Source organism: Bradyrhizobium sp. CCBAU 53338 (assembly GCF_015291665.1).
In the GTDB taxonomy this organism is placed as follows: domain Bacteria; phylum Pseudomonadota; class Alphaproteobacteria; order Rhizobiales; family Xanthobacteraceae; genus Bradyrhizobium.
This window is the reverse complement of record NZ_CP030048.1, coordinates 6,394,056-6,421,055: the sequence shown is the minus strand read 5'-3', so window position 1 is coordinate 6,421,055 and position 27,000 is coordinate 6,394,056. Positions and strand designations below refer to the sequence as shown.

The following is a 27,000-nucleotide window of genomic DNA, read 5'->3' as shown; positions in this document are numbered from 1 at the left end:
GATCGAAGCCCGCGATGCGTTGAGAGACCGCAGCTAGATTCCCAGAATCTTGCGCGCGTTGGCCTTCAGCACCTTCGGCCGGATCTCGTCGCGGATGTCGATCTTGGCGAAGTCCGACAGCCAGCGGTCCGGCGTGATGACGGGCCAGTCCGAGCCGAACAGCATCTTGTCCTGCAGGATCGAGTTGATGTAGCGCACCAGGATCGGCGGGAAATATTTCGGCGACCAGCCGGAGAGGTCGATATAGACGTTCGGCTTGTGGGTCGCGACCGACAGCGCTTCCTCCTGCCAGGGGAAGGAGGGGTGCGCGAGGATGATCTTGAGGTCGGGGAAGTCGGCCGCGACGTCGTCCATGTACATCGGGTTGGAATATTTCAACCGCATGCCCATGCCGCCGGGCATGCCGGAGCCGACGCCGGTCTGGCCGGTGTGGAACAGCGCGATCGCGCCGCCATTGTTGATCTCTTCGTAGAGCGGATAGGCCATGCGGTCGTTGGCGTAGAAGCCCTGCATGGTCGGATGGAATTTGAAGCCGCGCACGCCGTATTCCTCGATCAGCTTGCGCGCCTCGCGGGCGCCCAGCTTGCCCTTGTGCGGATCGATCGAGACGAAGGGGATGAGGACGTCGAGATGGTCGGAGGCGGCCTCGATCATCTCGTAATTGTTGTAGCGGCGGAAGCCGGTCTCGCGTTCGGCGTCGACCGGGAAGATCACGGCGGCGATGTTCTTGGAGCGGTAGTAGGCCGCGGTCTCCGGCACGGTCGGCGGATGCTTGTTCGGCGACTTGAAGTATTCCGCCATCTGCGCCTGGAAGTCGTCATAGCCGTCGTCGGGATGGCAGCCGCAGGGCTCCTCGGCATGGGTGTGGATGTCGATCGCGACGACCTTGTCGATATCAGGCAGCTTCAGCTTGGGCATTGGTTTCCTCCCGACGGGTTGCCAAATTGATTATATGATATAACGAATTTGGCAAGGCGTTGCTGGGCCTAAACCGTGAGACCGGTCGGAATTAGACCGATCCGGCCGTTTCTACTGTGCATGGGGTTGTTTTCGCGATTTGGCCGAGGGGAACCGGCCAGTTAACATTGACATGCCCTCCCGCCATGCCTTAAGAACCGCCCCGTCCCGGGCGGCCGGTCCGCCAGCGGGAAAGATCTCATTTTGCCACATTCGCGCGTGCCGAAACGGTAGTGCCGAACACGGCCTTTCGAACGTTCAGGATTCTGCCATGAAGGTCCGTAACTCGCTGAAGTCGCTGCGCGGTCGCCATCGCGCCAACCGCCTGGTCCGTCGCAAGGGCCGGGTCTATGTGATCAACAAGGTGCAGCGCCGCTTCAAGGCTCGCCAGGGCTGATCTGCCAAAAGGCTGATTGCCCTCGCGGTCGCCTTCGCGCGCCCCGCAAGACCACGGTTTCACACGAGTTCGACGCCGCCTTTGCTTTGCAAGGGCGGCTTTGCGCGTTTAGACTTTCACCATGACCGTGAGATTCTTTCATCCGCGCATGCTGTGCTTGGCCTTGGTCCTCTGCACCGCCGGCCTTGCGCCGGCGCTGGCGCAGAATGATCCGGCCCCGCCGGCGAAGCAGCAGAAGAAGCTGCCGGAGGCGCCGGCCAAGCTGCCCAAGGCCGATCGCACCAAGAATCTCGATTTCCTGTTCGGTGCGCTGAAAGCCGCCCCCGACGATGCCAGCGCCAGACACGTCGAGGCGCGGATCTGGGCGATCTGGCTGCAGACCCCGAGCGACACTGCCGCGCTGCTGATGGCGCGCGCCAAGGCGGCCGTCGATGCGCAGAAGATCGACGTCGCGATCAAGCTGCTCGATTCCGTCATCAAGCTCCGGCCCGACTACGTCGAAGCCTGGAACCGGCGCGCCACGCTTTATTACATGCAGAACGACTATGCCCGTTCGCTCGCCGACATCCGCGAGGTCTTGATCCGAGAGCCCCGTCATTTCGGCGCGCTCGCAGGTCTCGGCATGATCATGCAGGACGTTGGCGACGAGAAGCGCGCGCTCGAGGCCTACCGCAAGGCGCTCGCCGTCAATCCGCACCTCGAAAAGATCCCCGAGCAGGTGAAGGCCTTGACCGAGAAGGTCGAAGGCCGAGACATCTAGCCGATAAGTTGATCATTTCTGGAGCGGTTGCGGCGCGCGCCGATTAACCACGATCCGAGGCGCGATGTCGCGAGGACTGTTGTCGGCGCCGCCGCAGGTCTACCTGCATGGCAGGAGCAAAAGCCATGAAGCGTCTGATCTTTGCTTGCAGCTTGCTGTTGGCGTCGGGGACGATGAGCCTCGCCGACGGGATGTTCTGGGTGGTCGGCAATCGCGCCACCGGCAAATGCAACATCGTGACCAGCAATCCGGTCATCAACGGCGACATCTGGTTCGGCGACGGCCCCTATAAATCCAAGGCCGATGCCAAGCTGGCGCGCTCGACCATCGGAGCCTGTCCCGCGCTCACGCCGGACGAGGAAAAGGCCGAGGACAGCGCGGGCTAGCCTTGCAGCCTAGTGCAGGACGCTGGTGCCGCGCTCGGCGAGGCCGCGATCGGCGGCGGCGGCATAGGCCTTTGCGAGTTCCGTCTCGAGATGCTCGTTGATCAGGAGCAGCGCCCGCACGGCGCCGCGCAAATCGCCGTTGCAGCTCGCGATGATCTCGTCGATTGCGGTGTCATTCGATCTGAAGCTCATCGAAAATCCTCCGGTTCAAACCAGGACAATCCTGCCGGTCTTTCCCGCAATCCCCTGAAGTTGCGAGGAGCGATCGGCGCCCATCCGCGTCTAGATGGCGGAACCGACCGTGGCGATTATAAGGAAGCCGCGATGACGGCCGCATGAAGCTGGTCCGAGGCTTGTGAATGGCTGGACATGGCCGTTGATTCCATTGAATTTTCCAGCCTTCGAATTATGCACATATCCACAGGGCGGCGATTCCTGTGAAGCGCCGAGCCTGCTTGCGCGAAACTGCCGCGAGCCTAAATCGTAACTCCAAATGTGCCCTGGATTGCCCGGACGCTCCTCATGATCGTGATGTCAGCCGTGACGGCGCTGGTGCTGCTGGCGCTGGTCACGCAGGCCGGAATTGTCGCCGTGCAGCGTGCCTTTCCGCCGCAGGGCCGGATGATCGAGGTCGACGGCGCGACGCTCCACGTCGTCGATATCGGCCCGCGCGAGGCGGGCCTGCCGATCGTGATGCTGCACGGCGCGAGCTCGAACCTCGAGGTGATGCGGCGTCCGCTCGGCGATGGGCTCGCCAGCAGTCATCGCGTCATTCTGATCGACCGTCCCGGTCACGGCTGGAGCACCCGCGCACGGCGGCAGGATTCGACGCCGGAGATCCAAGCGCGGATGATCGACGAAGCGCTGGACAAGCTCGGGGTCGATCGCGCGGTCTTCGTCGTGCATTCCTGGAGCGGCGCGCTCGGCGCGCGGCTCGCGCTCGATCATGCGAGCCGCGTCGCCGGCCTCGTAATGCTGGCCCCGGTAACCCATCCCTGGCGCGGCGGCGTCGGCCGCTACAACGAGATCGTCGCAACGCCGGTCATCGGCCCGCTGCTGGCCTACACCATCACACTGCCGCTGGGCTATTTCGTCACCGAAGCAGGAGCACGCAATGTGTTCCTGCCGCAGACGATGCCTGATGGATTCGTGAAGGAGTCCGCGACGCCGCTGTTGCTGCGCCCGCGCGAATTCATCGCCAATGCCTATGATCTCGTCACGCTGAAGGCGTCGGTGGCCGCGCAGGCTCCGCGCTACGGCGAGATCAGGGTGCCCGTCACGATCATTGCCGGTGCGCCCGACACGACGGTGAAGACCGATATCCACGCCAGGCCGTTCGCCGCGACCGTGCCGAATGCAAAGCTGATCGTGCTGCCCGATCTCGGCCACATGGTGCAGACCGCGGTGCCGGGTCTCGTCGAGACGGAGATCGAGACGATGATCGGAGAGATTGCCCCGGCGCAGGCGACCGCCGATTAGCGGCCGCCTTTTGATCGCTTAGTGCTTGATCTTCCCGTCCTTGTCGAACTGGGAGACGTAGGTCCACAGATTGTTGATCTCGGTCTCGTTCTTGATGCCGGCGAACGCCATCTTGGTGCCGGGGATCTTGGCCTTCGGGTCCTTGATGTATTCCTTGAACTGCGCCTCGTTCCAGGTGATGCCGGAATTCTTGTTCGCGTCGGAATAGTTGTAGTCGGGCGCGGTGCCGGAATGACGGCCGTCGAGCCCGTTGAGCTCGGGGCCGACCTTGTTCTTGGCGCCTTCGCCGATCGCATGGCAGGCCAGGCACTTGTTGAACGACGTCTTGCCGGCCGCGGCGTCCTGCGCCATCGCGGTGGACGCTGAGGCAATCGTGGCGAAGGCAACCAGCGCGCCGAAAGTCAATTTTGTCATAGCTGTTCGTCTCTTCCCGGGGTCAGAGGGTGGGTCGTGGTTTTGGCAGGTCCGGTGCACATGGACAAGCCGCCAAACCCTGACAGGTTTCCTGATCGCAGACTTGCCTCAGAGAGAACTTGCGCTGCAACAAAGCAATGCGACCTTCGGAGGACCCTACCCAAACGCGGGCAGACATGATTGATTTGCCGGAACAAATTCCAATGCCGGACGAAGGTTTCGTAACATGGCCATCATGATGCCCGCGAGCGACCAGGCCGTGCTTGCGCGCCGCGCCGAGATCGTTGCAGCCTTGCGCGCCATCGTGCCCGGCGAGGGCGTAATCGACAGCGCGGCCGAGATGCGGGCCTATGAATCGGACGGGCTGACCGCCTACCGGCAGCCGCCGATGGTCGTGGTGCTGCCCGACACCACCGAACAAGTTTCGCTGGTCCTGAAATATTGTGCCGCGCAGGGCATCAAGGTGGTGCCGCGCGGCTCCGGCACGTCGCTGTCGGGCGGCGCGCTGCCGCTGGAGGACGGCGTGCTGCTGGGCCTCGGCAAGTTCAAGCGCATCCGCGAGATCGATTTCGACAACCGTGTCGTCGTCACGGAGCCAGGCGTCACCAACCTCGCCATCAGCCAGGCAGTCGCGCATGCCGGCTTCTACTATGCGCCCGATCCGTCCTCGCAGATCGCCTGCTCGATCGGCGGCAATGTCGCGGAGAATTCCGGCGGCGTGCACTGTCTCAAATACGGCATGACCACCAACAACGTGCTCGGTTGCGAGATTGTCCTGATGAGCGGCGAGATACTGCGCATCGGTGGCAAGTCGGCGGAAAACCCCGGCTACGATCTGATGGGCGTCATAACCGGCTCGGAAGGGCTGCTCGGCGTCATCACCGAGATCACGGTGCGCATCCTGCAAAAGCCGGAGACGGCGCGGGCGCTGATGGTCGGCTTTGCGGAGGTCGAGGCTGCCGGCGAATGCGTGGCGCGCATCATCGGCGCCGGCATCATTCCTGGCGGCATGGAGATGATGGACAAGCCGGCGATCCACGCCGCCGAAGCCTTCGTCCATGCCGGCTACCCGCTCGACGTCGAAGCGCTGCTGATCATCGAGCTCGACGGCCCCAAGATCGAGGTCGACGAGCTGATCGCGCGCGTCGAGACCATCGCAAGAGGCTGCGGCTCGGTGACGCTGCAGATCTCCAATTCGGAGGCCGAACGTAATTTGTTCTGGGCCGGGCGCAAGGCGGCTTTTCCCGCGGTGGGGCGCATCTCGCCCGACTATCTCTGCATGGACGGCACCATTCCGCGCGGCGCGCTGCCGAAGGCACTGGCGCGCATTCGCGAGCTTTCGGAGAAATACCGGCTCGGCTGCGCCAACGTGTTCCACGCCGGCGACGGCAATCTGCATCCGCTGATCCTCTATGACGCCAACAAGCCCGGCGAGATCGAGCGCGCCGAAGCCTTCGGCGCCGACATCCTGCGCGCCTGCGTCGAGTTCGGCGGCGTGCTCACCGGCGAGCACGGCGTCGGCATCGAGAAGCGCGACCTGATGCCCGACATGTTCACCGAGATCGACCTCAACCAGCAGCAGCGGCTGAAATGCGCCTTCGATGCGCAAGGCCTGCTCAATCCCGGAAAGGTGTTTCCGACCCTGCACCGCTGCGCCGAGCTGGGCCGCATGCATGTCCACGCCGGCAAGCTGGCGTTTCCGGACATCCCGCGGTTCTAGGGGCAATTGCATCGGCCTCGTTGCAATGCTGCATATTTGCTTTCCGCTCTAAACTTGGATACCGGCTCAGTCGTGGATACGCTCAAGGTCAGAGACGCCAGAGACGTCGAAGAGGTGGTGCGCGCGGCGATTGCCAATGAGCAGCCGCTCGAGATCATCGGTCATGGCAGCAAGCGCAGCATCGGGCACGCCATGGCAACCAACGCCGTGCTCGACGTCTCGGCGCTGAATTCGGTCACCTCCTACGAACCCAATGAACTGATCGTGACGCTCCAGGCCGGCGCGCCGCTGGCCGACGTGCTGTCGCTGATCGACGCCAAGAACCAGCAATTCGCCTTCGAGCCTGTCAACACCGCGCCGCTGCTCGGCACGCCCGCGTTGGGCACCATCGGAGGCATGATCGCGGCCGGGCTCGCCGGCCCGCGCCGGATCAAGGCGGGCGGGGCGCGCGATCATCTGCTGGGGGCGCATGCCGTCTCCGGCTTCGGCGACAGCTTCAAGACGGGCGGCAAGGTGGTGAAGAACGTCACCGGCTACGACCTCTGCAAACTGCTGGCGGGCTCCTGGGGCACGCTGTCTGTCATGACCGAGGTGACGCTGAAGGTGATGCCCAAGCCCGAAGCCGAGCGGACGCTGCTGTTGCGCGGGCTGGATGATGCGGTCGCCAACAAGGCGATGACCGCGGCGCTCGGCTCGCCCTACGACGTCTCCGCCGCCGCGCATCTGCCGAAATCGGCATTCCGGGCCAAGGCCGACGGGCTCGGCGACGTCGCCGGCGAAGGCGAGGCGCTGACCGTGCTGCGGCTCGAGGGCATCACAGCCTCCGCCGCCCATCGCGCCGGCTCGCTGCGCGAGATGCTTGCGCCGTTCGGAACTGCGACCCTGATCGAGGACGCCGCCTCCGCCACGCTGTGGGCCACCGTCCGCGACGTGCTGCCGTTCGCGGCCGGCGGCGCGCTCGGCGCCTGGCCGGTGTGGCGGATCGTCTGCCCGCCGGCATCGGGCGCGGCGCTCGGCACTCAATTGGCGCGCGAGACCGGGGGCGATGTCATTTACGATTGGGGCGGCGGGCTGATCTGGGCGGCGGTGCCGCCGAAGGCCGACGCACATGCCCCGGCCGTGCGCCAGCGGACCGATGCGGTTGGCGGGCACGCGACGCTGATCCGGGCGGCCGAAGACGTCAGGCACGGCGTCGATGTGTTCCATCCGCAAGCGCCCGGGATCGCCGCCCTGAGCGAACGGGTCCGCGCCAGTTTCGATCCGAAGTCCATTCTGAATCGGGGACGCTTGAGGCGGGGCGCTACGGCATGAAGACCGAATTCTCACTCGCGCAGCTCGCCGACCCCGACATCGCGCAAGCCGACAAGATCCTGCGCGCCTGCGTCCATTGCGGCTTCTGCACCGCGACCTGTCCGACCTATGTGCTGCTCGGCGACGAACTCGATAGTCCGCGCGGCCGGATCTACCTGATCAAGGAGATGCTGGAGAAGGACCAGGCGCCGACATCGGAGGTGGTCAAGCATGTCGACCGCTGCCTGTCGTGCCTCGCCTGCATGACGACCTGCCCGTCCGGGGTGAACTACATGCACCTCGTCGACCAGGCCCGTGTCAGCATCGAGCAGCGCTATCAGCGCCCGATCGCCGAGCGGCTGCTGCGCCGGGTGCTCGCCTTCGTCCTGCCGGACCCGCAATGGTTTCGCATCAGCATGCGGCTGGCACAGCTGGCCCGGCCTCTCGCCGTCTTCCTGCCGACCCCTCGGCCCGCGGCCACGCCAGGACTGATCCAGCGCCTCAAGGCGATGCTGGCGCTGGCGCCGAACCGGTTGCCGACGCCGGGCGCACTTCCTGGCAGCGTGTTCGCTGCACTCGGCAAGAAGCGCGGCCGGGTGGCGCTGCTCCAGGGCTGTGCCCAGCAGGTGCTGGCGCCCCGCATCAACCAGGCCGCGATCAGCCTGCTCACCCGCCATGGCATCGAGGTCGTCCTGGTCAAGGACGAGCGATGCTGCGGCGCGCTTACCCATCACCTTGGTCACGACGATGACGCGTTGTCGCGGGCCCGCGCCAACGTGACGGCGTGGCAGAAAGAGGCCGCCGGCGAGGGGCTCGACGCCATCCTGGTGACGGCGTCCGGATGCGGCACGGTGATCAAGGACTACGGCTATCTGCTGCGCGAGGACGCTGCGTTCGCAGCCGATGCGGCGAAGGTGTCCGCGCTTGCGAAGGACATCACCGAATATGTCGCCGGTCTCGGACTCGAACCGTCTGCGCGGCAGGACAACATCGTCGTCGCCTATCACTCCGCATGTTCGTTGCAGCACGGGCAGAAAATCACGGGTCTTCCGAAAGAATTGCTTTCCAAGAATGGATTCGTGGTGAAAGATGTGCCCGAGAGTCATTTGTGTTGCGGTTCGGCGGGGACCTACAACATTCTCCAGCCCGAGCTTGCGGGCCGGTTGCGCGATCGCAAGGTCGCCAACATCGCGAGCGTCAAGCCGGACATGATTGCCGCGGGCAATATCGGCTGCATGGTGCAGATTGCCAGTGGCACGTCAGTTCCGGTCGTACACACGATTGAGCTTCTCGATTGGGCTACGGGCGGATCGCGGCCGGAGTTGAATGTGTCGCGCTGAGCTTTCGTCCGGAGGTGACAGCTGAAAGGCGCCCGATCGACCATTGTTCGGCGGCAACAGGAGGACCACGATGGCGAAAGCGAGTAAGAAAAAAAGCAAGAAGGCCAAAAAGGCCAAGAAGGTCGTGAGCGCGAAGAAGGCGACGAAGAAGAAGTCGGCCAAGAAGTCAGCAAAGAAGTCAGCGAAGAGATCCGCCAAGAAGGCTGCGCCGAAGAAGGCCGCCAAGAAGGCCAAGAAAGCTGCGGCGAAGAAGGCCGCGCCGAAGAAAGCCGCCAAGAAGGCTGCGAAGAAAGCGGCTCCGAAGAAGGCGAAGGCAGCTCCCGCGCCGAAGCCGGCGGCCCCAGTAGCCGCGCCGGCTCCCGAGCCTGCCGCCGAGACGAGCTGGGCGATGCCTTCGTCTTCTGCGGAACCGACGCCGGCCGAAGGGCAAGGCTAAAGGGCAAGGCTAGAGGGCAAGACCAGAGCGCAAGGCTAGGCCCAAGCTCGGGTCTCGAGGCTGGGTCCACCCCGACCCTGTGACAGCAGGAAGGCCGCAGCGTTGAACGCTGCGGCCTTTTTGCATCGCCGTCACTGCTTACCGGAGGCTGCCCTTTTCTGAGTCAGTTGATTCGTAGCACGCGCGCCACGGCACCGCCGGCCCACGTAGTAACCCGGACCCCGCTGTGCACTTTGGCGTGAAAATAATGTGATCAAGAAGCAACACCGACGGACAACCTTTCTTGGAATCGTCAGAACGCCCAAAAAGGCGGCAAATGCTCGTGTTTTTTGCTTCTCGCTTTTCGTCCCTCCAGCCAGATTGCCGCAGTTACGAAATTTTCAATCAGGTCGGGTGCCCCGGGGGGCTTCCGGAGCTCGACCGGGGTCTAGAACTTGGTGATGGGGATCGAAATGAAGAAAGTGGCTTTGTTGGCAACGGCGCTGGCAATGGTGACGGGTTCGGCTTTCGCGGCGGATATGCCCTTGAAGGCTCTGAAGGCTCCTCCGGCGCCCGCGTTCGATCCCTGGGATGTCGCCTTCGGCGGCGCGGTCATGAGCGACTACGTCTTCCGCGGCGTGACTCAGTCAAACCACCAGCCGTCGGTCGCCGCCTATTTCGAGCCGCGCTACAATGTCACCAAGGACCTCCAGCTCTACGCCGGCGTGTCCGCTGAAAGCATCTCCTTCGCCAATCGCGCCGCCGCCGAAGTCGACATCTACGGCGGTATCCGCCCGACCTTCGGCGCCTGGGCGTTCGATGTCGGTGTGTGGGGCTATCTGTATCCGGGCGGAAGCTGCGCGGATAACGTCACGACCGGCGGCATTCCCGGCGGCAATGTTTGCCCCGTCAGCACCACGACCATCTTCCTCGGCGACGGCAACGTCATGAAGAAGGACGTCAGCTTCTTCGAAGTGTACGGCAAGGTGAACTACACCATCAACGACAGCTTTACGGTCGGCGCGACCGAGTTCTACTCGCCGAACTTCCTGAACTCGGGTGCATGGGGCAACTACGCGTCGTTGACCGCGAAGTACACGGCGCCCAGCACGGTGTTCGGTGCCTCGGGCGTCGGCATGTACGTGTCGGGTGAATTTGGCCGGCAGTGGTTCGGTACGTCGGACGCTTTCTATGGAACCGGTGTTGGTACCGTCTTCGCCAACGGCATTCCCTATAAGGACTACAACACCTGGAACATCGGCGTCGGCTTCACCTACAAGGTGTTCACGCTCGATCTGCGCTACTCCGACACCGATCTGAACAAGGGTGATTGCAACGCGTTCACCAGCGCCTTCAACGCCACTGGCACCACCAACGTCACCCCGATCAACCCGGGCGGCGCTGGCTCCAACTGGTGCGGCGCGGCGGGTATCGCCAAGCTGTCCTTCGACCTGACGGCGATGACCAACCTGAAGTAAGTTTACTTTCCGAGACGACTAACAAGGGCGGCAGAGCAATCTGCCGCCCTTTCGTTTTGGGGGAGGGCTTGGCTTCAACGCGACACGTCGTGTGGGTAGCAGTGCTGCCGTGTCATCATGGCCGGGCCTGTCCTGGCTTGTCCCGGCCATCCACGCGTATCTCCCGAGACACAAGAGACGTGCATGCCCGAACAAGCCCGGGCATCACGGTGCGGATGGTTCAGTGTCTCAGCGCGCCGCGCTGGGCTCCGGCTCGGCCGGCGCGTCGTTCTGGCCCAGCACATGGATCGCGCCGTCGTCCACCACCGTCACCTTGCGGGTGTGGAAAGCATCGAGCGTCGAGCGATGACCGATCGAGACGATGGTGGCCTGCGGCAGCTTCTCCGTCAGCAGGCGGTAGAGCCGCGCTTCGGACGGTTCGTCGAGCGAGGCGGTGGCCTCATCCAGGAACAGGTAGTCCGGCATATGCAGCAGGGCGCGGGCGAGCCCAAGGCGCTGCTGCTCGCCCAGCGAGAGCATCCGGTTCCAGTGGCCATCCTCGCTCAGCCGTTCGGCGAGGTCGGGCAGGCCGACCGATATCACCGCGTCCCGGATCTGGGTTGCCTGGAATGTGCCGGGCGCGGCGGGATAGATCACGGCATCGCCCAGCGCGCCGATCGGGAAATAGGGACGTTGCGGCAGCATCATCAGCTTTGCCTTGGCGGGGACGGCGATGGTGCCGGTGCCGAACGGCCAGATGCCGGCGATGGCGCGGAACAGCGTCGATTTGCCGGCGCCTGACGGTCCGCTGACGAGCACGCGCTCCGGTGCCTGGATGGCGAAGCCGTCGGCCGCGACCAGCGGCGTGCCGTTGGGCAGGTTCACGCAGAGCTTCTGGAGGTCGATATTGCGGCCGCCGCCCGCTGCCTTGAGCTCGATCGTGGCCTCATGCGCCGGCAGGTTTGCCGCGGTCGCGACCGACATCTCGAAGCCGTCGAGACGGGCGACGATCGCGCGCCATTCCGCGATCGATCGATAGGCCGTGACGAAGAAGGACAGGGCATCCTGCACCTGGCCAAAGGCCGAACCGGTCTGCATCATGTCACCGAGCTGGATGCTCTTGGCGAAGTAGGCGGGCGCGACCACCACATAGGGAAAGATCGTTGCGGCCTGGCCGTAGCTGGCCGTGAAGGCGGTCAGCCGCTTGGTCCGCCTCATGATCGCATACCAGTTGCCGATGACGTGGCCGAAGCGATGGAGCAGATGACCTCGCTCGGCGTTCTCTCCCTTCAAGAGCGCAATCTGCTCGGAATTCTCGCGCACGCGGATCAGGTTGAAGCGGAAGTCGGCTTCGTAGCGTTGCTTCTCGAAATAGAGATTGATGAGCGGCCTGCCGATCCAGTGGGTCAGTCCCGTACCCAGGACCGCGTAGGCCAGCGCACACCAGACCAGGAAACCCGGGATGACGATGTCGGTGCCGTAGATGTGCAGAGGCGCCTTGTTGGACAGACCCCAGAGGATGACGATGAACGACGCCAGCGTCACGACGGACGACAGCAGGCCGAGACCGAGAACGAGCGTTTGCTCGACGAAATTGGTGACGTCCTCGGTGAGACGCTGGTCCGGGTTGTCGGCGGCGTCGCCCTTCAGCTGCATGCGATAATGCGTGGCGCCGTCGAGCCATTCGCCGAGATAGTGTTGCGTCATCCACCGCCGCCAGCGGATCTGGAGCCACTGGTTCAGGTAAAGCTTGTAAACGGCCAGCGCGACGTAGGTGAAGGCGAGGCCGAGGAAGATCCAGACCTGCATGACGAACTCATTCAGGTCGTAGGCCTGGAGTGCGCTGTAGAACCGGTTCTGCCACTGATTGAGCAGCACGTTGATCGCGACCAGCGTCAGCTCCATGGCCACGACGACAGCGAGCAGGCCGCGGCCCGCCCATTTGTCTTCCGATCGGAAATAGGGACCGGCGATTCGCCAGACGGTCGCGAGCGTGGCGCGGATGTTGTTCACAGAGGGGGATCTCCTGACGGATATTCACAGCAGCCCCGAAGCCAAGTGGCTGAGGCGATAGCAGAAAAAGGGCGCGCTTAGACTAAAGTCGCAAGTTCTGCAATTTGCGTTGGCTAGCCATGGCTTGCAACCCTAGCATGGGCATAGCGGCGTGGGGCGGGGGCCTCCGGATTTTCGCGAGCTTGTGAGCAGATCGGAACCGCGGCTTTCGCGAGGAATTCGCGTCCAACTCGGGGGTTATCGCTTCCAACGTCAAGCAGGTCCGCCGTCCACGCGGGCCGGCCTGCCATAGAGACGCGTGGGGGAGGAAGACCATGTGGAACCAAATCTATGATCCGCTGCACAGTCCCGTGCTGTCGACAATCGCGGCGGCGATCCCCGTCGTCACGCTGCTGGTCCTGATCGCGAGCGGGCGCGTTCAGGCTCACATCGCGGCCGTCGTCGCCGTGATCGTGACCAACCTGATCACGATTTTCGTGTTCACGATGCCGGCGAACATGTCGATCCGCGCCTCGATCCTCGGCATCGTGACCGGCTTCTTTCCGATCGGCTGGATCGTCCTCAATGTCATCTTTCTCTACCAGGTGACGGTGACCACCGGACGGTTCGAATTGTTGAAGCGCGCGGTCGGCGGCGTCACCGAGGACCGGCGGCTGCAATTGCTGCTGATCGCGTTTTCGTTCGGCGCGTTCTTCGAGGGTGCCTCCGGCTTCGGCACGCCGGTGGCGATCACCGGCGCCGTGCTGATCGGCCTCGGCTTCTCGCCGCTTGCGGCCTCAGGCCTGTCGCTGATCGCCAACACCGCGCCGGTCGCCTACGGCGCGCTGGGCACGCCGATCCAGGGCCTCGCCTCGGTCACCGGGCTCGATCCCTACATCCTCGGCGCGATGGTCGGACGGCAGCTGCCGCTGTTCTCGCTGATCGTGCCGTTCTGGGTGGTGTGGGCGTTCGCGGGCTGGAAGGGCATGAAGGACATCTGGCCGGCGATCCTCGTCACCGGCGTGTCGTTCGCCGTCCCGCAATTCGTGATCTCGAACTACGTCAATCCGTGGATCGTCGACATCGGTGCGTCGCTGATCTCGATGGGCGCGTTGATCCTGTTTCTCAAGGTCTGGCAGCCGAGGCAGCTCTGGCTGTCGCCGGCGCTGCGCGGACATGATGAATCGGCGGCGACCATGGCCACGGCCAAGCCGCTCGACAAGACGCCGCTGACGCAGGGTGAGCTCTTTAGCGCGCTGCTGCCGTGGATCATCGTCTGCGTCGTGATGCTGATCTGGGGCAACGGTGCCTTCAAGACCTGGGCGAACGGGATCTTCGTCTGGAACTACGCCGTTCCCGAGCTGCATCAGATGATCAACAAGATGCCGCCGGTGGCGCCGGCGCCGACCAAGGAGGCGGCGGTGTTCGGCTTCACCTATCTGTCCTTCACCGGCACCGGCATGCTGATCGCGGCGATCATCTCCGGCGTCCTGATGGGCGTCGGTCCGGGCCGGCTGATGGTTGAATACGGCCGCACCATCCGGCTCTGCGCGATCTCGCTGATCACGATCTCGGCGATGCTCGCGATCGGCACGCTGACACGCCTCTCCGGCGTCGATGCGACGCTGGGTCTCGCCTTCGCCGCAACCGGCGTGCTCTATCCCTTCTTCGGCACGCTGCTCGGCTGGTTGGGCGTGGCGCTGACCGGATCGGACACGTCGTCGAACATCCTGTTCGGCAACCTCCAGAAGATCACCTCGCAGCAGCTTGGCCTGTCGCCGATCCTGATGGCGGCGGCGAACTCGTCCGGCGGCGTGATGGGCAAGATGATCGACGCGCAATCGATCGTCGTCGCCTCCACCGCGACCAATTGGTACGGCCACGAAGGCACCATCCTGCGCTTCGTGTTCCGGCACTCGATCGTGCTGGCCTGCCTCGTCGGTGTGTTCGTGACGCTGCAAGCCTATGTCTATCCGTTCACGGAGCTCGTGCTGAAGTAGCGAGGCACGGCTGCGACGCAAAGACCCCCGCGGGATCGTCCGCGGGGATTTTTGTGCCTCGAACCGACGAACCTTCTCAAAGGCTTTGCCGTCTTATAGAAGACCCGGCAAACCCGGGTCGGTCGAGAGGTTTCATGGTGTCGTTGAAGCAGATGGTGTGTGCCGCAGCTGCGTTGCTCGTGATGTCGGCCGTTGCACGCGCGCAAGAGGGCTTTCCCTTCGGCACCGAGATGACGCTGGAGGCCGCGCCGCAGCCCGGCTCGAAGCGAATCCCGAACATCGAGATCGGCGACAATGGCGAGGTTGTGCTCGAGCTCTGGTGCAAGGGCGGCAAGGGCCAGTTCTCGGTGGCCGGCAGCACGGTGATCTTCGTTCCCGGCCAAATCCAGGATCGTTCCTGTCCGCCGGCCAAGGCCCAGGCCGATGACGATCTCGTCGCGGCCCTCGCTGCGGTCGAGACCTGGAAGCGTCAGGGCGACGCGCTCACGCTGATCGGCCCGAAGACGCTGCGCTTCCGCGAGAACGGGAATTGAGGAACTCTCCCTGTCGTGCCCCGGCTTGACCGGGGCACCCGGGGTGCGCCTCGTCCTATCGATTCAACAACGTTCGTCTCGGAGTACTGGGTCGCCCGGTCAAGCCGGGCGACGACTGAGAGTTGATACTCGCGTCACGTCACTTCCACACCGACTTGTCGGCGTCCCAGCGCTGGCCCTTCAGCTCCTTGGCGAGCGCCTCGATCGAGCCGTTGTCGTCGGGCTGGTCGCCTTCCTCATCGGCCGTCGCATCATCGGAGACGGTGAGCTTGGCGCCGCTGCTCTCGTCGGCGGTCGTGGTCGAAGGGCTGCCGATCCAGACCATCAGCTTGTCCGATGTCCCCGGCTTGTCGGCGGAGACGAGGCCATAGACCTCGATCGTGTCGGTGAGTTCGAGCGCCGGGAAATCCTGGTTCGGTCGCTTGAAGACGAGCTTGAGCTTGCCGGTCGCGGGGTTGAAGCCCTGCGACACCGGCTTGGCCGCGAGTGTCCTGCTCAGCACGCCAGCGATCGCGCTGGCGAGCTTGTCGCGGTTGATCTTGTCGCCGTCGCGCCAGTCGGCGGCTCCGATGCGGATGGTGCGGTCCATCTCCGCGATCCCTGCGGTCCAGCCGGCGGCCGTGACGCCAGGCATCGCCTTGAATTTCGCCAGCAGCGCGGCCGCGCGCTCCGGGTCGACCGACATGTTGATGGTCTGCTCACCGGCGCGCAGCGCGTCGCAGCCGACCGAGAGACTTGCCAGCGTCACCTCGACGTCCTGGCCCTTCAGGCTCTTCAGGAAGTCGGTCGCGTTATCCAGCTTCACCTTGACCGCGATCGCCTCCGGCGAGACCTCGGTGAAGTCCTTCGGCTGGGGCGTAATGCCGTCGTCGCTGGTCTGGTTGTCCAAGAATTCCTTCTCGCTGAGATCGCCATTGTCGGGCGAGGTCACCTCGGTCACGGCCTGGCCGATGCCGATCTGGCCGCGGAACTCGAAAGTGTCGCCGGTCGGCTTGCGCGTCAGCTTGACCGTGACAGGCGCCTTGGCGCCGATGCTCGTGGTCGTGCCGCTCATCGTCTGGCCGGAGATCTGGAGATTGACGACGAAGCGGTCCTTGCGGTCGGAATTCTTCGACACGGGATAGCAGACGTCGAGCACGGCCGCGGTGACGGTCTTGCCCTGCCGCGTCTCCTTCAGGATCACGTCGGCATTGCCGTCCATCAGCCCGTCGATCGAGGTGAAATAGCGCGTCTCGGTGCCGCCGGGCGCCGTGGCCTTCGGCGACAGCTTCATCTGGGCAGATACCAGCCCGGGCGAGATCACGAACAGGGCCGCCAAGAGAGCCGTCGGGCAAAACAGAAGCGCGCGCATTGACGAAATCCTCGAACGAAAGAATCGGGCGCCACCGTAGTGGGTTTTGGCCGCCGGTTGAATCGGAAAGCGATAAGCATGATCGGCAAAAAAGAAGGCCGCCCGGAGGCGGCCTTCATGACACTGTCGGGTGAGGATGGGCTCAGAAGCCGCCCATGCCGCCGCCGGCCGGCATGGCGGCCGCAGCTTCCTTCTTCGGCATCTCGGCGACCATCGCCTCGGTGGTCACCAGCAGGCCGGCCACGGAGGAGGCGTCCTGGAGCGCGGTGCGCACCACCTTGGCGGGATCGATGATGCCCTTCTCGATCATGTCGACATAGTCCTCGGTCTGGGCGTCGAAGCCGAAGGTCTCGGACTTGTTCTCCAGGATCTTGCCGACCACGATCGAGCCCTCGACGCCGGCATTCTCCGAGATCTGGCGGATCGGAGCTTCCAGCGCTTTCAGCACGATGTTGATGCCGGCCTGGACGTCGGCATTGGCGTTGGTGAGACGGCCGACCGCTTTCTTGGCGCGCAGCAACGTGACGCCGCCGCCGGGGACGATACCTTCCTGCACCGCGGCGCGGGTGGCGTTGAGCGCGTCCTCGACGCGGTCCTTCTTCTCCTTGACCTCGATCTCGGTCGCGCCGCCGACGCGGATCACCGCGACGCCGCCGGCGAGCTTGGCCAGGCGCTCCTGGAGCTTCTCACGGTCGTAGTCCGACGTGGTCTCCTCGATCTGGGCCTTGATCTGGCCGACGCGGGCCTCGATGTCGGGCTTCTTGCCGGCGCCCTTGACGATCGTGGTGTTCTCCTTGTCGATCACCACTTTGCCAGCGCGACCCAGCATCTTCACCGTGACGTTCTCGAGCTTCATGCCGAGGTCTTCGGAGATCAGCTGGCCACCGGTCAGGATCGCGAGGTCTTCCAACATGGCCTTGCGGCGATCGCCGAAGCCCGGCGCCTTGACGGCGGCAACCTTGAGGCCGCCACGCAGACGGTTGACGACCAGGGTGGCGAGAGCCTCGCCCTCGACGTCCTCGGCGATGATGACGAGCGGCTTGCCCGACTGCACCACGGCTTCCAGCACCGGCAGCATCGCCTGCAGGCCGGAGAGCTTCTTCTCGTGCAGGAGGATGTAGGCGTCCTCGAGCTCGGCGGTCATCTTCTCGGGGTTGGTGACGAAGTAGGGGCTGAGATAGCCGCGGTCGAACTTCATGCCCTCGACGATGTCGACCTCGGTGTCGAGCGACTTGTTCTCCTCGACGGTGATGACACCCTCGTTGCCGACCTTCTGCATCGCCTGCGCGATCATCTTGCCGATGGCGGCATCGCCGTTGGCCGAGATGGTGCCGACCTGGGCGACCTCGGAAGAGGCGGCGACCGGCTTGGCGCGCTTCTCGATGTCCTTGATGACGGCCTGGACCGCGGTGTCGATGCCGCGCTTGAGGTCCATCGGGTTCATGCCGGCGGCAACCGCCTTGGCGCCCTCGCGCACGATGGCCTGGGCCAGCACGGTCGCGGTGGTGGTGCCGTCGCCGGCGAGGTCGTTGGTCTTGGAGGCGACCTCACGCACCATCTGCGCGCCCATGTTCTCGAACTTGTCCTCGAGCTCGATCTCCTTGGCGACGGTGACGCCGTCCTTGGTGATGCGGGGCGCGCCGAAGCTCTTCTCGATGACGACGTTGCGGCCCTTCGGACCGAGCGTCACCTTGACGGCGTTGGCGAGAATGTCGACGCCGCGCAGCATGCGATCGCGCGCGTCTCCGGAAAACTTGACGTCCTTGGCAGCCATTGTCTGCAATCCCTGATGTATCGTGATGTGTCGTGTCTGGTGGTGTGCGGCGGAATGATGGATGCCCGGACCTGTCATCCGGGCATGGCATTCAGCGGCCGTTCAGGCTGATGGCCCTAGGCCATCACGCCCATGATGTCCGACTCCTTCATGATGAGGAGCTCTTCGTTGTCGATCTTGACCTCGGTGCCCGACCACTTGCCGAACAGCACGCGGTCGCCGACCTTGAGGTCGATCGGGATCAGCTTGCCAGCCTCGTCGCGGCCGCCGGGGCCGACGGCGACGACTTCGCCCTGGGACGGCTTTTCCTTGGCGGTGTCGGGGATGATGATGCCGCCCTTGGTCTTTTCCTCGGCGTCGATACGTTTGACCACGACACGGTCATGCAGCGGACGAAATTTGGACTTAGCCATGACGTTTCCCTTTGGAGGCTCGCTTTTCCGAAAGCAGCGGAAGTGGGTGGGGGCGGCGCTCCCGTTCCCCCTCTTCCCGAGGGTCGAACGGTGCGCTTAGCAATCGGTCTTTCCGAGTGCTAATAGTGCGCAGGGGATATGGCTTGGCTGCGATCCTGTCAAGCAAAGGTGGTTAAGCGATTGGTGAGGCGGATATAGGATGGTGGCACTGGAAACTCGTTCGGGGAAGAGACGTATCTTAGGACGTCATTGCCCTGGTTGCGGTTTTGCGCTTGGCTGCGGAAGGGATGCGGCCGTGGTCTTGTTCGGGGGAATGCCATGATCAGTTCAGCTCACGCGCGCACGGTTGCCAATCTGGCGGCGGCCTCTTGCCTGGCGCTTCTGCTCGGCGCCTGCGGCGGCGGTATGAGCCTGCCGTCCTTCTCCTCGTCCCAGCCGGCACCCGAGGCCGAGCCCGGCACCGCTCCGGAAATGCCGGCCTCGATCCGCGCCGACGAGATCGTCGGCCGCTGGGGTCTTGCCTCGTTCCAGAACCCGGCCGATCGCGCCCGCACCGAGGCGGCTGCGCGGGCGCAGTGCAAGAATCCCTACGTGATCGGCGCCGGTTCCTCCGGCGGCGTGATCATGCATCTGGCCGACCAGGCCACGCCGCAGGAACTGCGGCTGAAGGGCTCGCCGAGCGGCAAGAACTATATCGGCCCCTCCGGCCCGACGCCGGGCGAGCAGGACCGCGAGATCGTCTCCTTCGACGGCCGCGTCATGATCACCCGCTTCGTCGACAAGGACGCCGCCACCCGCTACGGCAACATGGTCTACGTCCGCTGCGGACCGAAGGCGTAGCTGATTTCTGTCATTCCGGGGCGGTCCGCAGGACCGGACCCGGAATCTCGAGCTTCCGGGTTCACGCTTGGCGTGCCCCGGAATGACAATGTGAGACAGGATCAAAAAACAAAAAACGCCGGCTTGCGCCGGCGTTTTTGTTGTTCGGTTTGCCGTGTTCGCCTAGTCGAACAGCGCGTCGATGTCGTCTTGTGAGGCGTGGCCGACGTCGCCGGCGAGCTTCGGGCCGTTGAGGAGCTTGTCGTCCTCGCTGCGGGTGTCGACCTGGGCGGGTGCGTGGGACTTGATCGCGTCGACGCCGCCCCAGATGTCCATCATCGAATTGATGTGCTGCTCGATGAACTTCATCGTGGTCATGACCTTGCTGATGCGCTGGCCGGTCAGGTCCTGGAAGTTGCACGCCTCGAAGATCGAGATGACGCGTTCCTGGATGTCGTCGGCGAGGCGCTTCTGCTGGTCGACCGAGTCGACCTTGGAGAGGGCGGAGGCCGCCTGGTCGATCGACTCGGCGGCTTCGAGGATCTGCTGGGTCGCCTGTTCGGTGCCGCCGACCACCGCGCCGAGCTCGCCATTGACCTTGGCCATCTCGCCGCCGTCGAAGCTCTTGCCGTGCAGGGTCGCGATCTCGCGCTTGGTGCGGTCGATGGCGTCGTGGATGAGGTCGAGCTCGACCTTGAGCTTCTCGCACTGCTCGATCTGGGCCCGATAGGTATCGAGCATCGTGCGTGCGTCGGAAAGTTCCTGGGCGGTGGAGGCGTCGATCGCGGCCATCGCCGCGCTGCCGGTCAGGGGCACGCTGCCCTTCGCCATCTGGGCGCGGATCGCACGCAGCTCCGCCATGATCTCGTTATGCATCGGGCCTGCCTCTTCTGCTACGTCAAGAATCGGCAACTCGCCACCGGCGATATCCTCGACACGAAAACGCTTGCGGTGAACAGCCATCAGGATACTCCCCCACCTCATTCACGCGTCTTTGTAGACAGAAGCGATTTAACACGAGGTTCACGGCAGGAACCGTCGTGCAGCCGCGCGCCACGGCGAAGCAAACGCGCGATTAACCATGAGGCGTCGCCCTTCATCGAAAATAAACGCTGATCGCCGAATTGCCCCGCCGTTCGCGACGTGGTGAATCGAAACGCCCGATCCGTTTACCAAACGCAACGGAGTTTGCTCTTTATTGACCACGTCGAGGACGCGGACATCAGCCAACGCGTCCGGCGACGAATGCAACAAGACGAAACAGTACAGAGTACGTCGATGTTCAAGAAAATGTCTGTCGCGCTGCTCGGCAGCGCATGCGCCTTCATTGTCGGCGCTACCAGCGCCAGCGCCTTCGACAATACCGTGCCGAACGATCCGCCCGCGGTGCTCTACCAGCCGCGGGTAGCCCCGGCGCCGGTGCGCGTGGCCTCCAACGCCAATATGGGCGGCGGCTTCATCGAGTTCCTGTTCGGCGATGGTCCCGGCCGCGGTCCGGCCTATGCACCGCAGCAGTCGATCTATCAGCAGCAGCCCGCCTACAACGATCCGCGCCGCCTGCCGCCGATGGGCGATCCGCAGATGCAGGGCGGCTATCAGCAGGGCGCGAGCTACCAGCAGGAGGCGATCGATCCGCGGCAGCGTCCGTTCGATCCGAAATTCGAGAAGCAGCTTGTCGACTATAGCGGCAAGGAAAGTGCCGGCACGATCGTGGTCGATTCCAACAACAAGTTTCTCTATCTCGTCGAGGGCAACGGTCGCGCGATGCGTTACGGCATCGGCGTCGGGCGCGAGGGCTTCACCTGGACCGGCGTGAAGTCGATCACGGCCAAGCGCGAATGGCCGGATTGGACGCCGCCGGCGGAAATGATCGCGCGCCGCCCCGATCTGCCCAGGCACATGGAGGGCGGCCCGGAAAACCCGCTCGGCGCGCGCGCGATGTATCTCGGCTCCACGCTCTACCGCATCCACGGCTCCAACGAGCCCTGGACCATCGGCACCAACGTCTCCTCGGGTTGCATCCGCATGCGCAACGAGGACGTCATCGACCTCTACGGCCGCGTCAATGTCGGCACCAAGGTCGTGGTGATGTGATCTTCCGACGTTCGACATGAAAACGGCCGCCTGCCGGGCGGCCGTTTTTGTCTGGCGCTGAGGGCAGCCTCACGCGTAGTCGCTGCCGCCGTCGTCTCCGCCGCCGAAATCGCCGTCGTCGGCCATGTCCACATTGCCGTTGTCGTTGTCGTCGTAGTTCTGATCGTCATTATCGCGATCGTTCGACCCTTGGTCGAGGAAGCCCTGACGGGAGTCGCGGTTCGAGCCGATGTCGTTGAGGCCTGCATCGCGGGCGAGCGAGCTGCCGGACTGGTCGCCGCTCCAGGGCGAGCCGCCACCGCGTTCCTCGATGATGGTGGTGTCGCCAAAAGCCTGATGCGATCCGCCGCCCATCATGCCGCGGATGCTGGAGAGCAGCAGCGAGCCGCCGACCACCCCGGCCGCGGCCGCCGCCGCCGTGCCCAGGAACGAGCCGCCGCCACCGCCGACCGGCGGGGCGCCGTATCCTTGTCCGTATCCCTGGCCTTGCCCGTAGGCCTGACCATAAGGCGGCTGGCCGTAACCCGGCTGGGCCTGCTGCATCGCTTGCCCGCTGTTCCAGACCGGCCGCTGCTCGCGCGGCGGCGGCACGTTCGGAACCGAGCCGCGCGATTGGCCCCCACCAAACAGCGTATCGCGCATGGTGTCGAGGAAGCCGCCGGACTGCGGCTGCTCGGGGGCATGGGCCGCTTCCAGCTCCTGGATGCGGTTGTGGGCGCGCTTGAGCGCCTCGTCCTGCAACAGCGTGGTCTGCACCAGCGCGTAGACGGCGCCGGGCGCCTTGCGCAAGCCATCCGAAATCGCGGCGATCGCGTCGGGATCGCGCGGTGCATTCTCCAGTTTCGAAAGCCGGTCGAAAAGCTCGTCGACGAGCTGGCGTTCCTGCGGCGTCATGGTCAGTCTCCCTCGCGCGAAACAAGCGCAAGCGGGATGTAGGGTTCCATTGTGGCCCCAACAGTGGCGGCCGGATTAAATTTCGGTATGCGACAGACTGCCCTGTGGGCCGGCTTTTCGCCGGTTTCATCCCAATGTCACGTCACTGGTCGCAAGAAGCTGCGCGAATGCGTCGCTGGCGAGATAGGCATGCTCGCGCTCGCGGACGTCAGTCATCGGATCGAGCCCAACGAGGATGTCGTCGACGAAGCCGGGATGGCACATCACCAGGCCGCCATCGGGGAGGCCGTCGAGGAACTGCCGCATCAGCTCGCCGAAATCGGCCGCGCCCGTGAAATCATAGGCGCCGGCAAAGGCAGGATTGAACGCGAGGCCGGCACGCCCCGCCTGGCGGCGGAATTGTGCGCTGAGCACATCGAGCACCATTGCCTTGGGCGAAGCCAGTCGTTGCGCGAGGGGTAGGTCGCGTCCACCCTGGCGCACCCAGGCCTTTGGTGCGATCTCGCTGACGGCGTCGACAAAGCCGTCGCGCACCTGCGGAAACAACTGCACATGCTGATGGCCGTCGATGAAGTCGGGTGCGCGGCCGAAGGCTTCCGCGAAAGCGGCGAGTTGCGCTCTCACTTCGTTGCGGAAGAACTCGCTGTCGAGCCGCCGCATCAATCCGGCGCGCAGCAGCTTCGGAAAGACCATGAACATGTCGCCGTCGAGCGGACGGAAATGCATGGTGAGGGGCCGGAACGGTGCCGACAACGTCACGTGCAATCCGATCGCGCAGCGCGGGCTCGCCTTCGCCGCGGCTTGAAGTGTCTCGACCTCGCGTTGCTCGATCGCGGGGCCCACCACCATCACAGATGTCGCGTTGAGGCGGCCGCGTTCGATCAGGTCGCGGATGGCGCGGTTGACGCCGGGGCTGATGCCGTAATCGTCGGCGCAGAGCCAGATCCGTCGCGGCGTGGCCGCCGCGCTCATTCGGCCGCGGTCCTGTTCGATGCGTCCTGGCTCGAAGCGTCCTTTGCCTTGTCGGCCTCAAAATGCTTCTCGCTGTGCTCGGCGACGAAGTAGATCGGACGCGCCTTCAGCTCGGAGAGGATCTTGCCGATATATTCGCCGACGATGCCGATCATGATGAGCTGCACGCCGCCGATCGTCATCAGGCCGACCACGAGCGAGGGATAGCCCGGCACCTGCTTGCCGGTCGTGAAGACCTCCCAGAGGATGGACAGGCCGAACAGGAAGGCGACGCCGGCGAGGATGACGCCGAGCAGGCTGGCAAAGCGCAGCGGTGCCACCGAGAACGAGGTCACGCCTTCTATCGACAGACCGAGCAGGCGCGCGGCGCTGAAGGTCGTCACCCCATGGACGCGCGGCGCGGGTTCGTAGTCGACGCGAATCTGCCGGAAGCCGATCCAGCTTGCGAGGCCCTTGAAGAAGCGGTTGCGCTCCGGCAACTGCCTGAGCGCCGTGACCGCGCGGGGCGACAGCAGGCGGAAGTCGCCGGCGTCCTCCGGAATCTTCTGGCGCGCGCCCCAGTTGATCAGCGTGTAGAAGCCGCGCACGGCAACACGACGCAGGAAGGGCTCGTTGTCGCGGTGCGCCTTGGCGGTATAGACGACGTCGTAGCCGTCCTCGATCCAGTGCCGCACCAGCTGTTCGACCAGCGCGGGCGGATGCTGGCCGTCGCCGTCCATGAACATGACGGCGCCGAGCCGGGCATGGTCGAGGCCGGCCATCAGCGCCGCCTCCTTGCCGAAATTGCGCGACAGCGACACCACCTGCACGTCGATCGGGTCCGCCGACAGCGAGCGCGCAACCGACAGGGTCGCGTCGGCGCTGCCGTCGTCGACATAGACGACCTCGCAGGCGAGCCGGTAGCGTTGCAGCAACGTCTTGGCGAGTTCGCAGATGCGCTGGTGCAGCATGGCGAGGCCCGCCGCCTCGTTATAGACGGGGACCACAATCGACAGCCCCTTCGCAGCGGCGTTCGCTGCGGTGGTGGTCAGGCCGGAAACGTCAGAGCCCAGCATCATCGATCAAGGTTCCAGAGACCGTTCAAGATCATTCAACAGCATATGGTAGCTGCCGCTTGCTGTCGCTACGCTGAACGAAGCTGCGCGACAAACTTTGGGCTCACCGCTGCAGGAAAGCCTCGAGCTTGGCGAACAGCGGGTTCTCCCGGTCGAACACGTAGTCGAGCGAGACCACCGAGACGGTCTCGGCGCCATGCTCGCGCAGGAAGCTCGCGAGCGCGTACAGCTGCCCCGGTGGGCAGTGCAGCGTCAGCATGCCCGAGGAGGTCGGCCCGCCGAACGGGGCTTCGACGCCGAACCGGCTGTGGGCTTCGCCGAGCAGCGCAGCATCGCATTGCCGGAAGCGGGTCCGCACCTCGCGGTATTTGTTGGCGCGCGCCCGTGCCGCGATGTGATCGAGGATGACGCGCGCGGTCTCCAGGAACTGGGGCGACCAGTCGGCGTGCTTCGAGGCCACCAGATTGGCCTGGCTGCGCAGCATCACGCCGTCGTCGAGCACCCGCAGGCCGTTGGCGGCGAGCGTCGCGCCCGTGGTGGTGATGTCGACGATCAGCTCGGCGCTGCCGGCCGCCGGGGCGCCTTCCGTCGCGCCCGCGCTCTCGACGATGCGGTAATCGGTGATGCCGTGGCTCTGGAAGAAGCTGCGGGTGAGGTTGACGAACTTGGTCGCGACCCGCATCCGCATGTGATGCTGCTCGCGGAAGCCGGTGGTGACGTCGTCGAGATCAGCCATGGTGCGGACGTCGATCCAGGCCTGCGGCACGGCGACCACGACGTCGGCATAGCCGAAGCCGAGCCCGTCGATCAGGGACACGTGCTTGTCGGCGTCCGCGATGTTCTCGCGCACCAGGTCTTCGCCGGTGACACCGAGATGCGCGAGACCGCGGGACAGCTGCGAGGCGATCTCGCTCGCCGAGAGATAGGCGACCTCGACATTGTCGAGGCCCGCGATGGTACCGCGATAGTCGCGGGCGCCGCCGGCTTTCGACAGCTTGAGCCCGGCGCGGGCGAAGAAGCCTTCCGCGTTTTCCTGAAGACGGCCCTTGGAGGGAACGGCCAGAACGAATGGCGCGCTCATGACTTAAGCTCCCACCTTGCGGCCGATCTTGGTCAGCGCGTCCACCCAGACCGAGAAACCGACCGCAGGGATCGGCTCAGCCGAGCCGAGCTGGGTCATCAGCCCGTCATAGCGGCCGCCGGCTACCAGCGGTTCGGCGCCGTTGCCTTTGTGATGCAGCTCGAATTCGAAGCCGGTGTAGTAATCGAGCCCGCGCCCGAACGCGGTCGAGAAGCGCGTGTTCTTCACGTCGATGCCGCGCGCGGCCATGAAGCCGACCCGGCTTTCGAACTGGTCGATCGCGCCGGCGAGATCGAGCCTTGCGTCGGCGGTGAGCGCGCGCAGCGCGGCGACGGCATCATCGGGATTGCCTGATATCGACAGGAAGCGCTTGAGGACGGTGATCGCCTCGCGCGGCAGCGCGCCGCCCTTGAGCGTCGACTGCTCGAGGAAGCGGTCGGCGATCTCGGCCGTGGTGCGGCCGCCGACATTGGTGGTCCCTGCGATCGACATCAGATCGGTCACGAAAGCCAGGGCCGCCTTGCGGTCGGAGCCTGCGAGCGCGGCCAGCACACCCTCATATTCGCTCCGGGTCGCAGTGGTTGCAGCAGCCAGCCGCTCCAGATCCTGCTCCAGGCTGATCTTGCGGTTGAAGTCCTTGACCAGGCGGCGGCGCCAGACCGGGTAGAGGTTGAGGGCGTCGAGCAGCGCATTGAACAGCGCCACGTCGCCGGTGCGGATTTCGACGTCGCGCACGCCGAAGGCGCTCGTCGCCTCCAGCGCCAGCGCGAGGGTCTCGGCATCCGCGGCGGCGCGGTCCTGGCGACCGAATGATTCGATCCCGGCCTGGAGGAATTCGCTGGCATGGCCGCTGCGGTAGCGGAACACGGGACCCAGATAGCTGAACCCGGCCGGCTGGCCGGCGCGGCCGGAGGCGAGGTAGTCGCGCGCCACCGGGATCGTCAGGTCGGGCCGCAGGCAAAGCTCCTCGCCGGACAAATCCGTCGTCAGATAGAGGCTCTTGCGGATGTCCTCGCCGGACAGGTCAAGGAACGGCTCGGCCGGTTGCAGGATGGCGGGCTCGGCTCTGACGTAGCCGGCCTGCGCGAACGACAACAGCAGCGTATCCGCCCAGGCGGCGGAGCCGGCAGCATTTGAGGTGGCAGTCGCGGTCATCTCAGGGGGTCCATCGTCCCGGCAGAGCCGGGCAGGGCAAAGGGTGCCACGGGGAGGCACAGGAATTGGCGCAGCCCTTAGCATGGCCGGAAAACGGTTTCGACCTCCAAAGGATCAATCGCTTAACGAGTTTCGAGGCGTCCGGACGATCCTGCAGGCGTCACCCCGCAGGGCGGCCGAGATACCCCATGGGGTGCGTGCGGATCTCGACTCGACCAGCGGCACAAAAGTAAAATAATACCTCTATGGTCA

General features: G+C 64.7%; 26 protein-coding genes. 13 read left to right on the top strand and 13 right to left on the bottom strand.

Annotation, left to right across the window (positions count from 1 at the left end):
* Positions 1 to 33: 33 nt before the first annotated feature.
* Positions 34 to 918, bottom strand: coding sequence for an amidohydrolase family protein (locus tag XH90_RS30155; RefSeq protein ID WP_194477893.1), 885 nt, complete (start codon positions 916 to 918; stop codon positions 34 to 36).
* Between the two features lie 310 nt (positions 919 to 1,228).
* Between XH90_RS30155 and ykgO the strand changes: the two genes are divergently transcribed.
* The 3 genes from ykgO to XH90_RS30140 all read left to right on the top strand — a co-directional run bounded on the left by ykgO (position 1,229) and on the right by XH90_RS30140 (position 2,500).
* The gene (ykgO, locus tag XH90_RS30150; protein ID WP_006611362.1) at positions 1,229 to 1,354 is read left to right on the top strand and encodes a type B 50S ribosomal protein L36; all 126 of its coding nucleotides are present in this window, start codon (positions 1,229 to 1,231) and stop codon (positions 1,352 to 1,354) included.
* Positions 1,355 to 1,475: 121 nt separating this feature from the next.
* Positions 1,476 to 2,114: a tetratricopeptide repeat protein gene (locus tag XH90_RS30145; RefSeq protein ID WP_194477892.1), complete on the top strand. Its 639-nt coding sequence runs from the start codon at positions 1,476 to 1,478 to the stop codon at positions 2,112 to 2,114.
* A 125-nt stretch (positions 2,115 to 2,239) separates the two neighbouring features.
* Complete coding sequence (locus XH90_RS30140; protein WP_194477891.1) at positions 2,240 to 2,500, top strand: hypothetical protein; 261 nt, start codon at positions 2,240 to 2,242, stop codon at positions 2,498 to 2,500.
* A gap of 9 nt (positions 2,501 to 2,509) precedes the next feature.
* Here the strand turns inward: XH90_RS30140 and XH90_RS30135 are convergent, their stop codons facing one another.
* A complete protein-coding gene (locus tag XH90_RS30135) occupies positions 2,510 to 2,692 on the bottom strand; it encodes a hypothetical protein (RefSeq protein WP_194477890.1) in 183 nt (60 codons plus the stop codon).
* 330 nt (positions 2,693 to 3,022) lie between these two features.
* Here XH90_RS30135 and XH90_RS30130 point away from each other — a divergent pair, with 330 nt between their 5' ends.
* Positions 3,023 to 3,979 carry an alpha/beta fold hydrolase gene (locus XH90_RS30130; protein ID WP_194477889.1) on the top strand — a complete coding sequence of 319 codons (957 nt, stop codon included), beginning with the start codon at positions 3,023 to 3,025 and terminating at the stop codon, positions 3,977 to 3,979.
* An 18-nt stretch (positions 3,980 to 3,997) separates the two neighbouring features.
* Here the strand turns inward: XH90_RS30130 and cycA are convergent, their stop codons facing one another.
* On the bottom strand, positions 3,998 to 4,393 hold the full coding sequence (cycA, locus tag XH90_RS30125; protein WP_194477888.1) for a cytochrome c-550 CycA: 396 nt from the start codon (positions 4,391 to 4,393) through the stop codon (positions 3,998 to 4,000).
* Positions 4,394 to 4,619: 226 nt separating this feature from the next.
* Between cycA and XH90_RS30120 the strand changes: the two genes are divergently transcribed.
* From XH90_RS30120 to XH90_RS30100, 5 genes are all read left to right on the top strand, one after another.
* Positions 4,620 to 6,113 (top strand): FAD-linked oxidase C-terminal domain-containing protein, encoded by a 1,494-nt coding sequence (locus tag XH90_RS30120; protein ID WP_194477887.1) that lies wholly within the window; start codon positions 4,620 to 4,622, stop codon positions 6,111 to 6,113.
* A gap of 72 nt (positions 6,114 to 6,185) precedes the next feature.
* Positions 6,186 to 7,424 carry an FAD-binding protein gene (locus tag XH90_RS30115; RefSeq protein ID WP_194477886.1) on the top strand — a complete coding sequence of 413 codons (1,239 nt, stop codon included), beginning with the start codon at positions 6,186 to 6,188 and terminating at the stop codon, positions 7,422 to 7,424.
* On the top strand, positions 7,421 to 8,743 hold the full coding sequence (gene glcF / locus XH90_RS30110) for a glycolate oxidase subunit GlcF (protein WP_194477885.1): 1,323 nt from the start codon (positions 7,421 to 7,423) through the stop codon (positions 8,741 to 8,743). The genes XH90_RS30115 and glcF overlap by 4 nt, the downstream gene beginning before the upstream one ends.
* A gap of 70 nt (positions 8,744 to 8,813) precedes the next feature.
* Positions 8,814 to 9,179: a histone gene (locus XH90_RS30105; RefSeq protein ID WP_194477884.1), complete on the top strand. Its 366-nt coding sequence runs from the start codon at positions 8,814 to 8,816 to the stop codon at positions 9,177 to 9,179.
* Positions 9,180 to 9,631: 452 nt separating this feature from the next.
* The gene (locus XH90_RS30100; RefSeq protein WP_194477883.1) at positions 9,632 to 10,636 is read left to right on the top strand and encodes a TorF family putative porin; all 1,005 of its coding nucleotides are present in this window, start codon (positions 9,632 to 9,634) and stop codon (positions 10,634 to 10,636) included.
* A 228-nt stretch (positions 10,637 to 10,864) separates the two neighbouring features.
* Here the strand turns inward: XH90_RS30100 and XH90_RS30095 are convergent, their stop codons facing one another.
* Positions 10,865 to 12,628 (bottom strand): ABC transporter ATP-binding protein/permease, encoded by a 1,764-nt coding sequence (locus tag XH90_RS30095; RefSeq protein WP_194477882.1) that lies wholly within the window; start codon positions 12,626 to 12,628, stop codon positions 10,865 to 10,867.
* A gap of 314 nt (positions 12,629 to 12,942) precedes the next feature.
* Here XH90_RS30095 and XH90_RS30090 point away from each other — a divergent pair, with 314 nt between their 5' ends.
* Together XH90_RS30090 and XH90_RS30085 are read left to right on the top strand one after the other, a co-directional pair.
* On the top strand, positions 12,943 to 14,607 hold the full coding sequence (locus XH90_RS30090) for an L-lactate permease (protein WP_194477881.1): 1,665 nt from the start codon (positions 12,943 to 12,945) through the stop codon (positions 14,605 to 14,607).
* A gap of 134 nt (positions 14,608 to 14,741) precedes the next feature.
* Positions 14,742 to 15,140, top strand: coding sequence for an META domain-containing protein (locus XH90_RS30085; protein ID WP_194477880.1), 399 nt, complete (start codon positions 14,742 to 14,744; stop codon positions 15,138 to 15,140).
* Positions 15,141 to 15,279: 139 nt separating this feature from the next.
* Here XH90_RS30085 and XH90_RS30080 read toward each other — a convergent pair whose 3' ends face one another.
* The 3 genes from XH90_RS30080 to groES form a co-directional block, all read right to left on the bottom strand.
* The gene (locus XH90_RS30080; RefSeq protein WP_194477879.1) at positions 15,280 to 16,491 is read right to left on the bottom strand and encodes a hypothetical protein; all 1,212 of its coding nucleotides are present in this window, start codon (positions 16,489 to 16,491) and stop codon (positions 15,280 to 15,282) included.
* A 142-nt stretch (positions 16,492 to 16,633) separates the two neighbouring features.
* Positions 16,634 to 18,265, bottom strand: a complete 1,632-nt coding sequence (gene groL, locus XH90_RS30075; RefSeq protein WP_194477878.1) for a chaperonin GroEL — start codon at positions 18,263 to 18,265, stop codon at positions 16,634 to 16,636.
* Positions 18,266 to 18,381: 116 nt separating this feature from the next.
* Positions 18,382 to 18,678 carry a co-chaperone GroES gene (groES, locus tag XH90_RS30070; RefSeq protein ID WP_014491914.1) on the bottom strand — a complete coding sequence of 99 codons (297 nt, stop codon included), beginning with the start codon at positions 18,676 to 18,678 and terminating at the stop codon, positions 18,382 to 18,384.
* Positions 18,679 to 18,996: 318 nt separating this feature from the next.
* On the opposite strand from groES, the gene XH90_RS30065 reads away from it, so the two are divergent.
* On the top strand, positions 18,997 to 19,518 hold the full coding sequence (locus XH90_RS30065) for a hypothetical protein (RefSeq protein WP_194477877.1): 522 nt from the start codon (positions 18,997 to 18,999) through the stop codon (positions 19,516 to 19,518).
* Positions 19,519 to 19,680: 162 nt separating this feature from the next.
* Here XH90_RS30065 and XH90_RS30060 read toward each other — a convergent pair whose 3' ends face one another.
* Positions 19,681 to 20,460 (bottom strand): protein phosphatase CheZ, encoded by a 780-nt coding sequence (locus XH90_RS30060; RefSeq protein WP_194477876.1) that lies wholly within the window; start codon positions 20,458 to 20,460, stop codon positions 19,681 to 19,683.
* A gap of 315 nt (positions 20,461 to 20,775) precedes the next feature.
* Here XH90_RS30060 and XH90_RS30055 point away from each other — a divergent pair, with 315 nt between their 5' ends.
* Positions 20,776 to 21,591, top strand: coding sequence for a L,D-transpeptidase (locus XH90_RS30055; RefSeq protein ID WP_194477875.1), 816 nt, complete (start codon positions 20,776 to 20,778; stop codon positions 21,589 to 21,591).
* 69 nt (positions 21,592 to 21,660) lie between these two features.
* Here XH90_RS30055 and XH90_RS30050 read toward each other — a convergent pair whose 3' ends face one another.
* The 5 genes from XH90_RS30050 to XH90_RS30030 form a co-directional block, all read right to left on the bottom strand.
* Positions 21,661 to 22,485 carry a DUF2076 domain-containing protein gene (locus XH90_RS30050; protein ID WP_194477874.1) on the bottom strand — a complete coding sequence of 275 codons (825 nt, stop codon included), beginning with the start codon at positions 22,483 to 22,485 and terminating at the stop codon, positions 21,661 to 21,663.
* Between the two features lie 126 nt (positions 22,486 to 22,611).
* On the bottom strand, positions 22,612 to 23,457 hold the full coding sequence (locus XH90_RS30045; protein WP_194477873.1) for a ChbG/HpnK family deacetylase: 846 nt from the start codon (positions 23,455 to 23,457) through the stop codon (positions 22,612 to 22,614).
* On the bottom strand, positions 23,454 to 24,515 hold the full coding sequence (locus tag XH90_RS30040) for a glycosyltransferase family 2 protein (RefSeq protein WP_194477872.1): 1,062 nt from the start codon (positions 24,513 to 24,515) through the stop codon (positions 23,454 to 23,456). The genes XH90_RS30045 and XH90_RS30040 overlap by 4 nt, the downstream gene beginning before the upstream one ends.
* 100 nt (positions 24,516 to 24,615) lie before the next feature.
* On the bottom strand, positions 24,616 to 25,593 hold the full coding sequence (gene hisG, locus XH90_RS30035) for an ATP phosphoribosyltransferase (protein ID WP_194477871.1): 978 nt from the start codon (positions 25,591 to 25,593) through the stop codon (positions 24,616 to 24,618).
* A gap of 3 nt (positions 25,594 to 25,596) precedes the next feature.
* Positions 25,597 to 26,748, bottom strand: coding sequence for an ATP phosphoribosyltransferase regulatory subunit (locus XH90_RS30030; protein WP_194477870.1), 1,152 nt, complete (start codon positions 26,746 to 26,748; stop codon positions 25,597 to 25,599).
* Positions 26,749 to 27,000: the final 252 nt, after the last annotated feature.

Coding starts and splice junctions, on each gene's coding strand:
- XH90_RS30055 (WP_194477875.1), top strand. CDS start 20,776: ATGTTCAAGAAAATGTCTGTCGCGCTGCTCGGCAGCGCATGCGCCTTC.
- XH90_RS30155 (WP_194477893.1), bottom strand. CDS start 918: ATGCCCAAGCTGAAGCTGCCTGATATCGACAAGGTCGTCGCGATCGAC.
- XH90_RS30100 (WP_194477883.1), top strand. CDS start 9,632: ATGAAGAAAGTGGCTTTGTTGGCAACGGCGCTGGCAATGGTGACGGGT.
- XH90_RS30090 (WP_194477881.1), top strand. CDS start 12,943: ATGTGGAACCAAATCTATGATCCGCTGCACAGTCCCGTGCTGTCGACA.
- XH90_RS30080 (WP_194477879.1), bottom strand. CDS start 16,491: ATGCGCGCGCTTCTGTTTTGCCCGACGGCTCTCTTGGCGGCCCTGTTC.
- XH90_RS30085 (WP_194477880.1), top strand. CDS start 14,742: ATGGTGTCGTTGAAGCAGATGGTGTGTGCCGCAGCTGCGTTGCTCGTG.
- XH90_RS30040 (WP_194477872.1), bottom strand. CDS start 24,515: ATGATGCTGGGCTCTGACGTTTCCGGCCTGACCACCACCGCAGCGAAC.
- XH90_RS30105 (WP_194477884.1), top strand. CDS start 8,814: ATGGCGAAAGCGAGTAAGAAAAAAAGCAAGAAGGCCAAAAAGGCCAAG.
- XH90_RS30030 (WP_194477870.1), bottom strand. CDS start 26,748: ATGACCGCGACTGCCACCTCAAATGCTGCCGGCTCCGCCGCCTGGGCG.
- XH90_RS30145 (WP_194477892.1), top strand. CDS start 1,476: ATGACCGTGAGATTCTTTCATCCGCGCATGCTGTGCTTGGCCTTGGTC.
- ykgO (WP_006611362.1), top strand. CDS start 1,229: ATGAAGGTCCGTAACTCGCTGAAGTCGCTGCGCGGTCGCCATCGCGCC.
- glcF (WP_194477885.1), top strand. CDS start 7,421: ATGAAGACCGAATTCTCACTCGCGCAGCTCGCCGACCCCGACATCGCG.
- XH90_RS30050 (WP_194477874.1), bottom strand. CDS start 22,485: ATGACGCCGCAGGAACGCCAGCTCGTCGACGAGCTTTTCGACCGGCTT.
- XH90_RS30060 (WP_194477876.1), bottom strand. CDS start 20,460: ATGGCTGTTCACCGCAAGCGTTTTCGTGTCGAGGATATCGCCGGTGGC.
- XH90_RS30130 (WP_194477889.1), top strand. CDS start 3,023: ATGATCGTGATGTCAGCCGTGACGGCGCTGGTGCTGCTGGCGCTGGTC.
- XH90_RS30135 (WP_194477890.1), bottom strand. CDS start 2,692: ATGAGCTTCAGATCGAATGACACCGCAATCGACGAGATCATCGCGAGC.
- hisG (WP_194477871.1), bottom strand. CDS start 25,593: ATGAGCGCGCCATTCGTTCTGGCCGTTCCCTCCAAGGGCCGTCTTCAG.
- XH90_RS30120 (WP_194477887.1), top strand. CDS start 4,620: ATGGCCATCATGATGCCCGCGAGCGACCAGGCCGTGCTTGCGCGCCGC.
- cycA (WP_194477888.1), bottom strand. CDS start 4,393: ATGACAAAATTGACTTTCGGCGCGCTGGTTGCCTTCGCCACGATTGCC.
- XH90_RS30045 (WP_194477873.1), bottom strand. CDS start 23,457: ATGAGCGCGGCGGCCACGCCGCGACGGATCTGGCTCTGCGCCGACGAT.
- groES (WP_014491914.1), bottom strand. CDS start 18,678: ATGGCTAAGTCCAAATTTCGTCCGCTGCATGACCGTGTCGTGGTCAAA.
- XH90_RS30065 (WP_194477877.1), top strand. CDS start 18,997: ATGATCAGTTCAGCTCACGCGCGCACGGTTGCCAATCTGGCGGCGGCC.
- XH90_RS30140 (WP_194477891.1), top strand. CDS start 2,240: ATGAAGCGTCTGATCTTTGCTTGCAGCTTGCTGTTGGCGTCGGGGACG.
- groL (WP_194477878.1), bottom strand. CDS start 18,265: ATGGCTGCCAAGGACGTCAAGTTTTCCGGAGACGCGCGCGATCGCATG.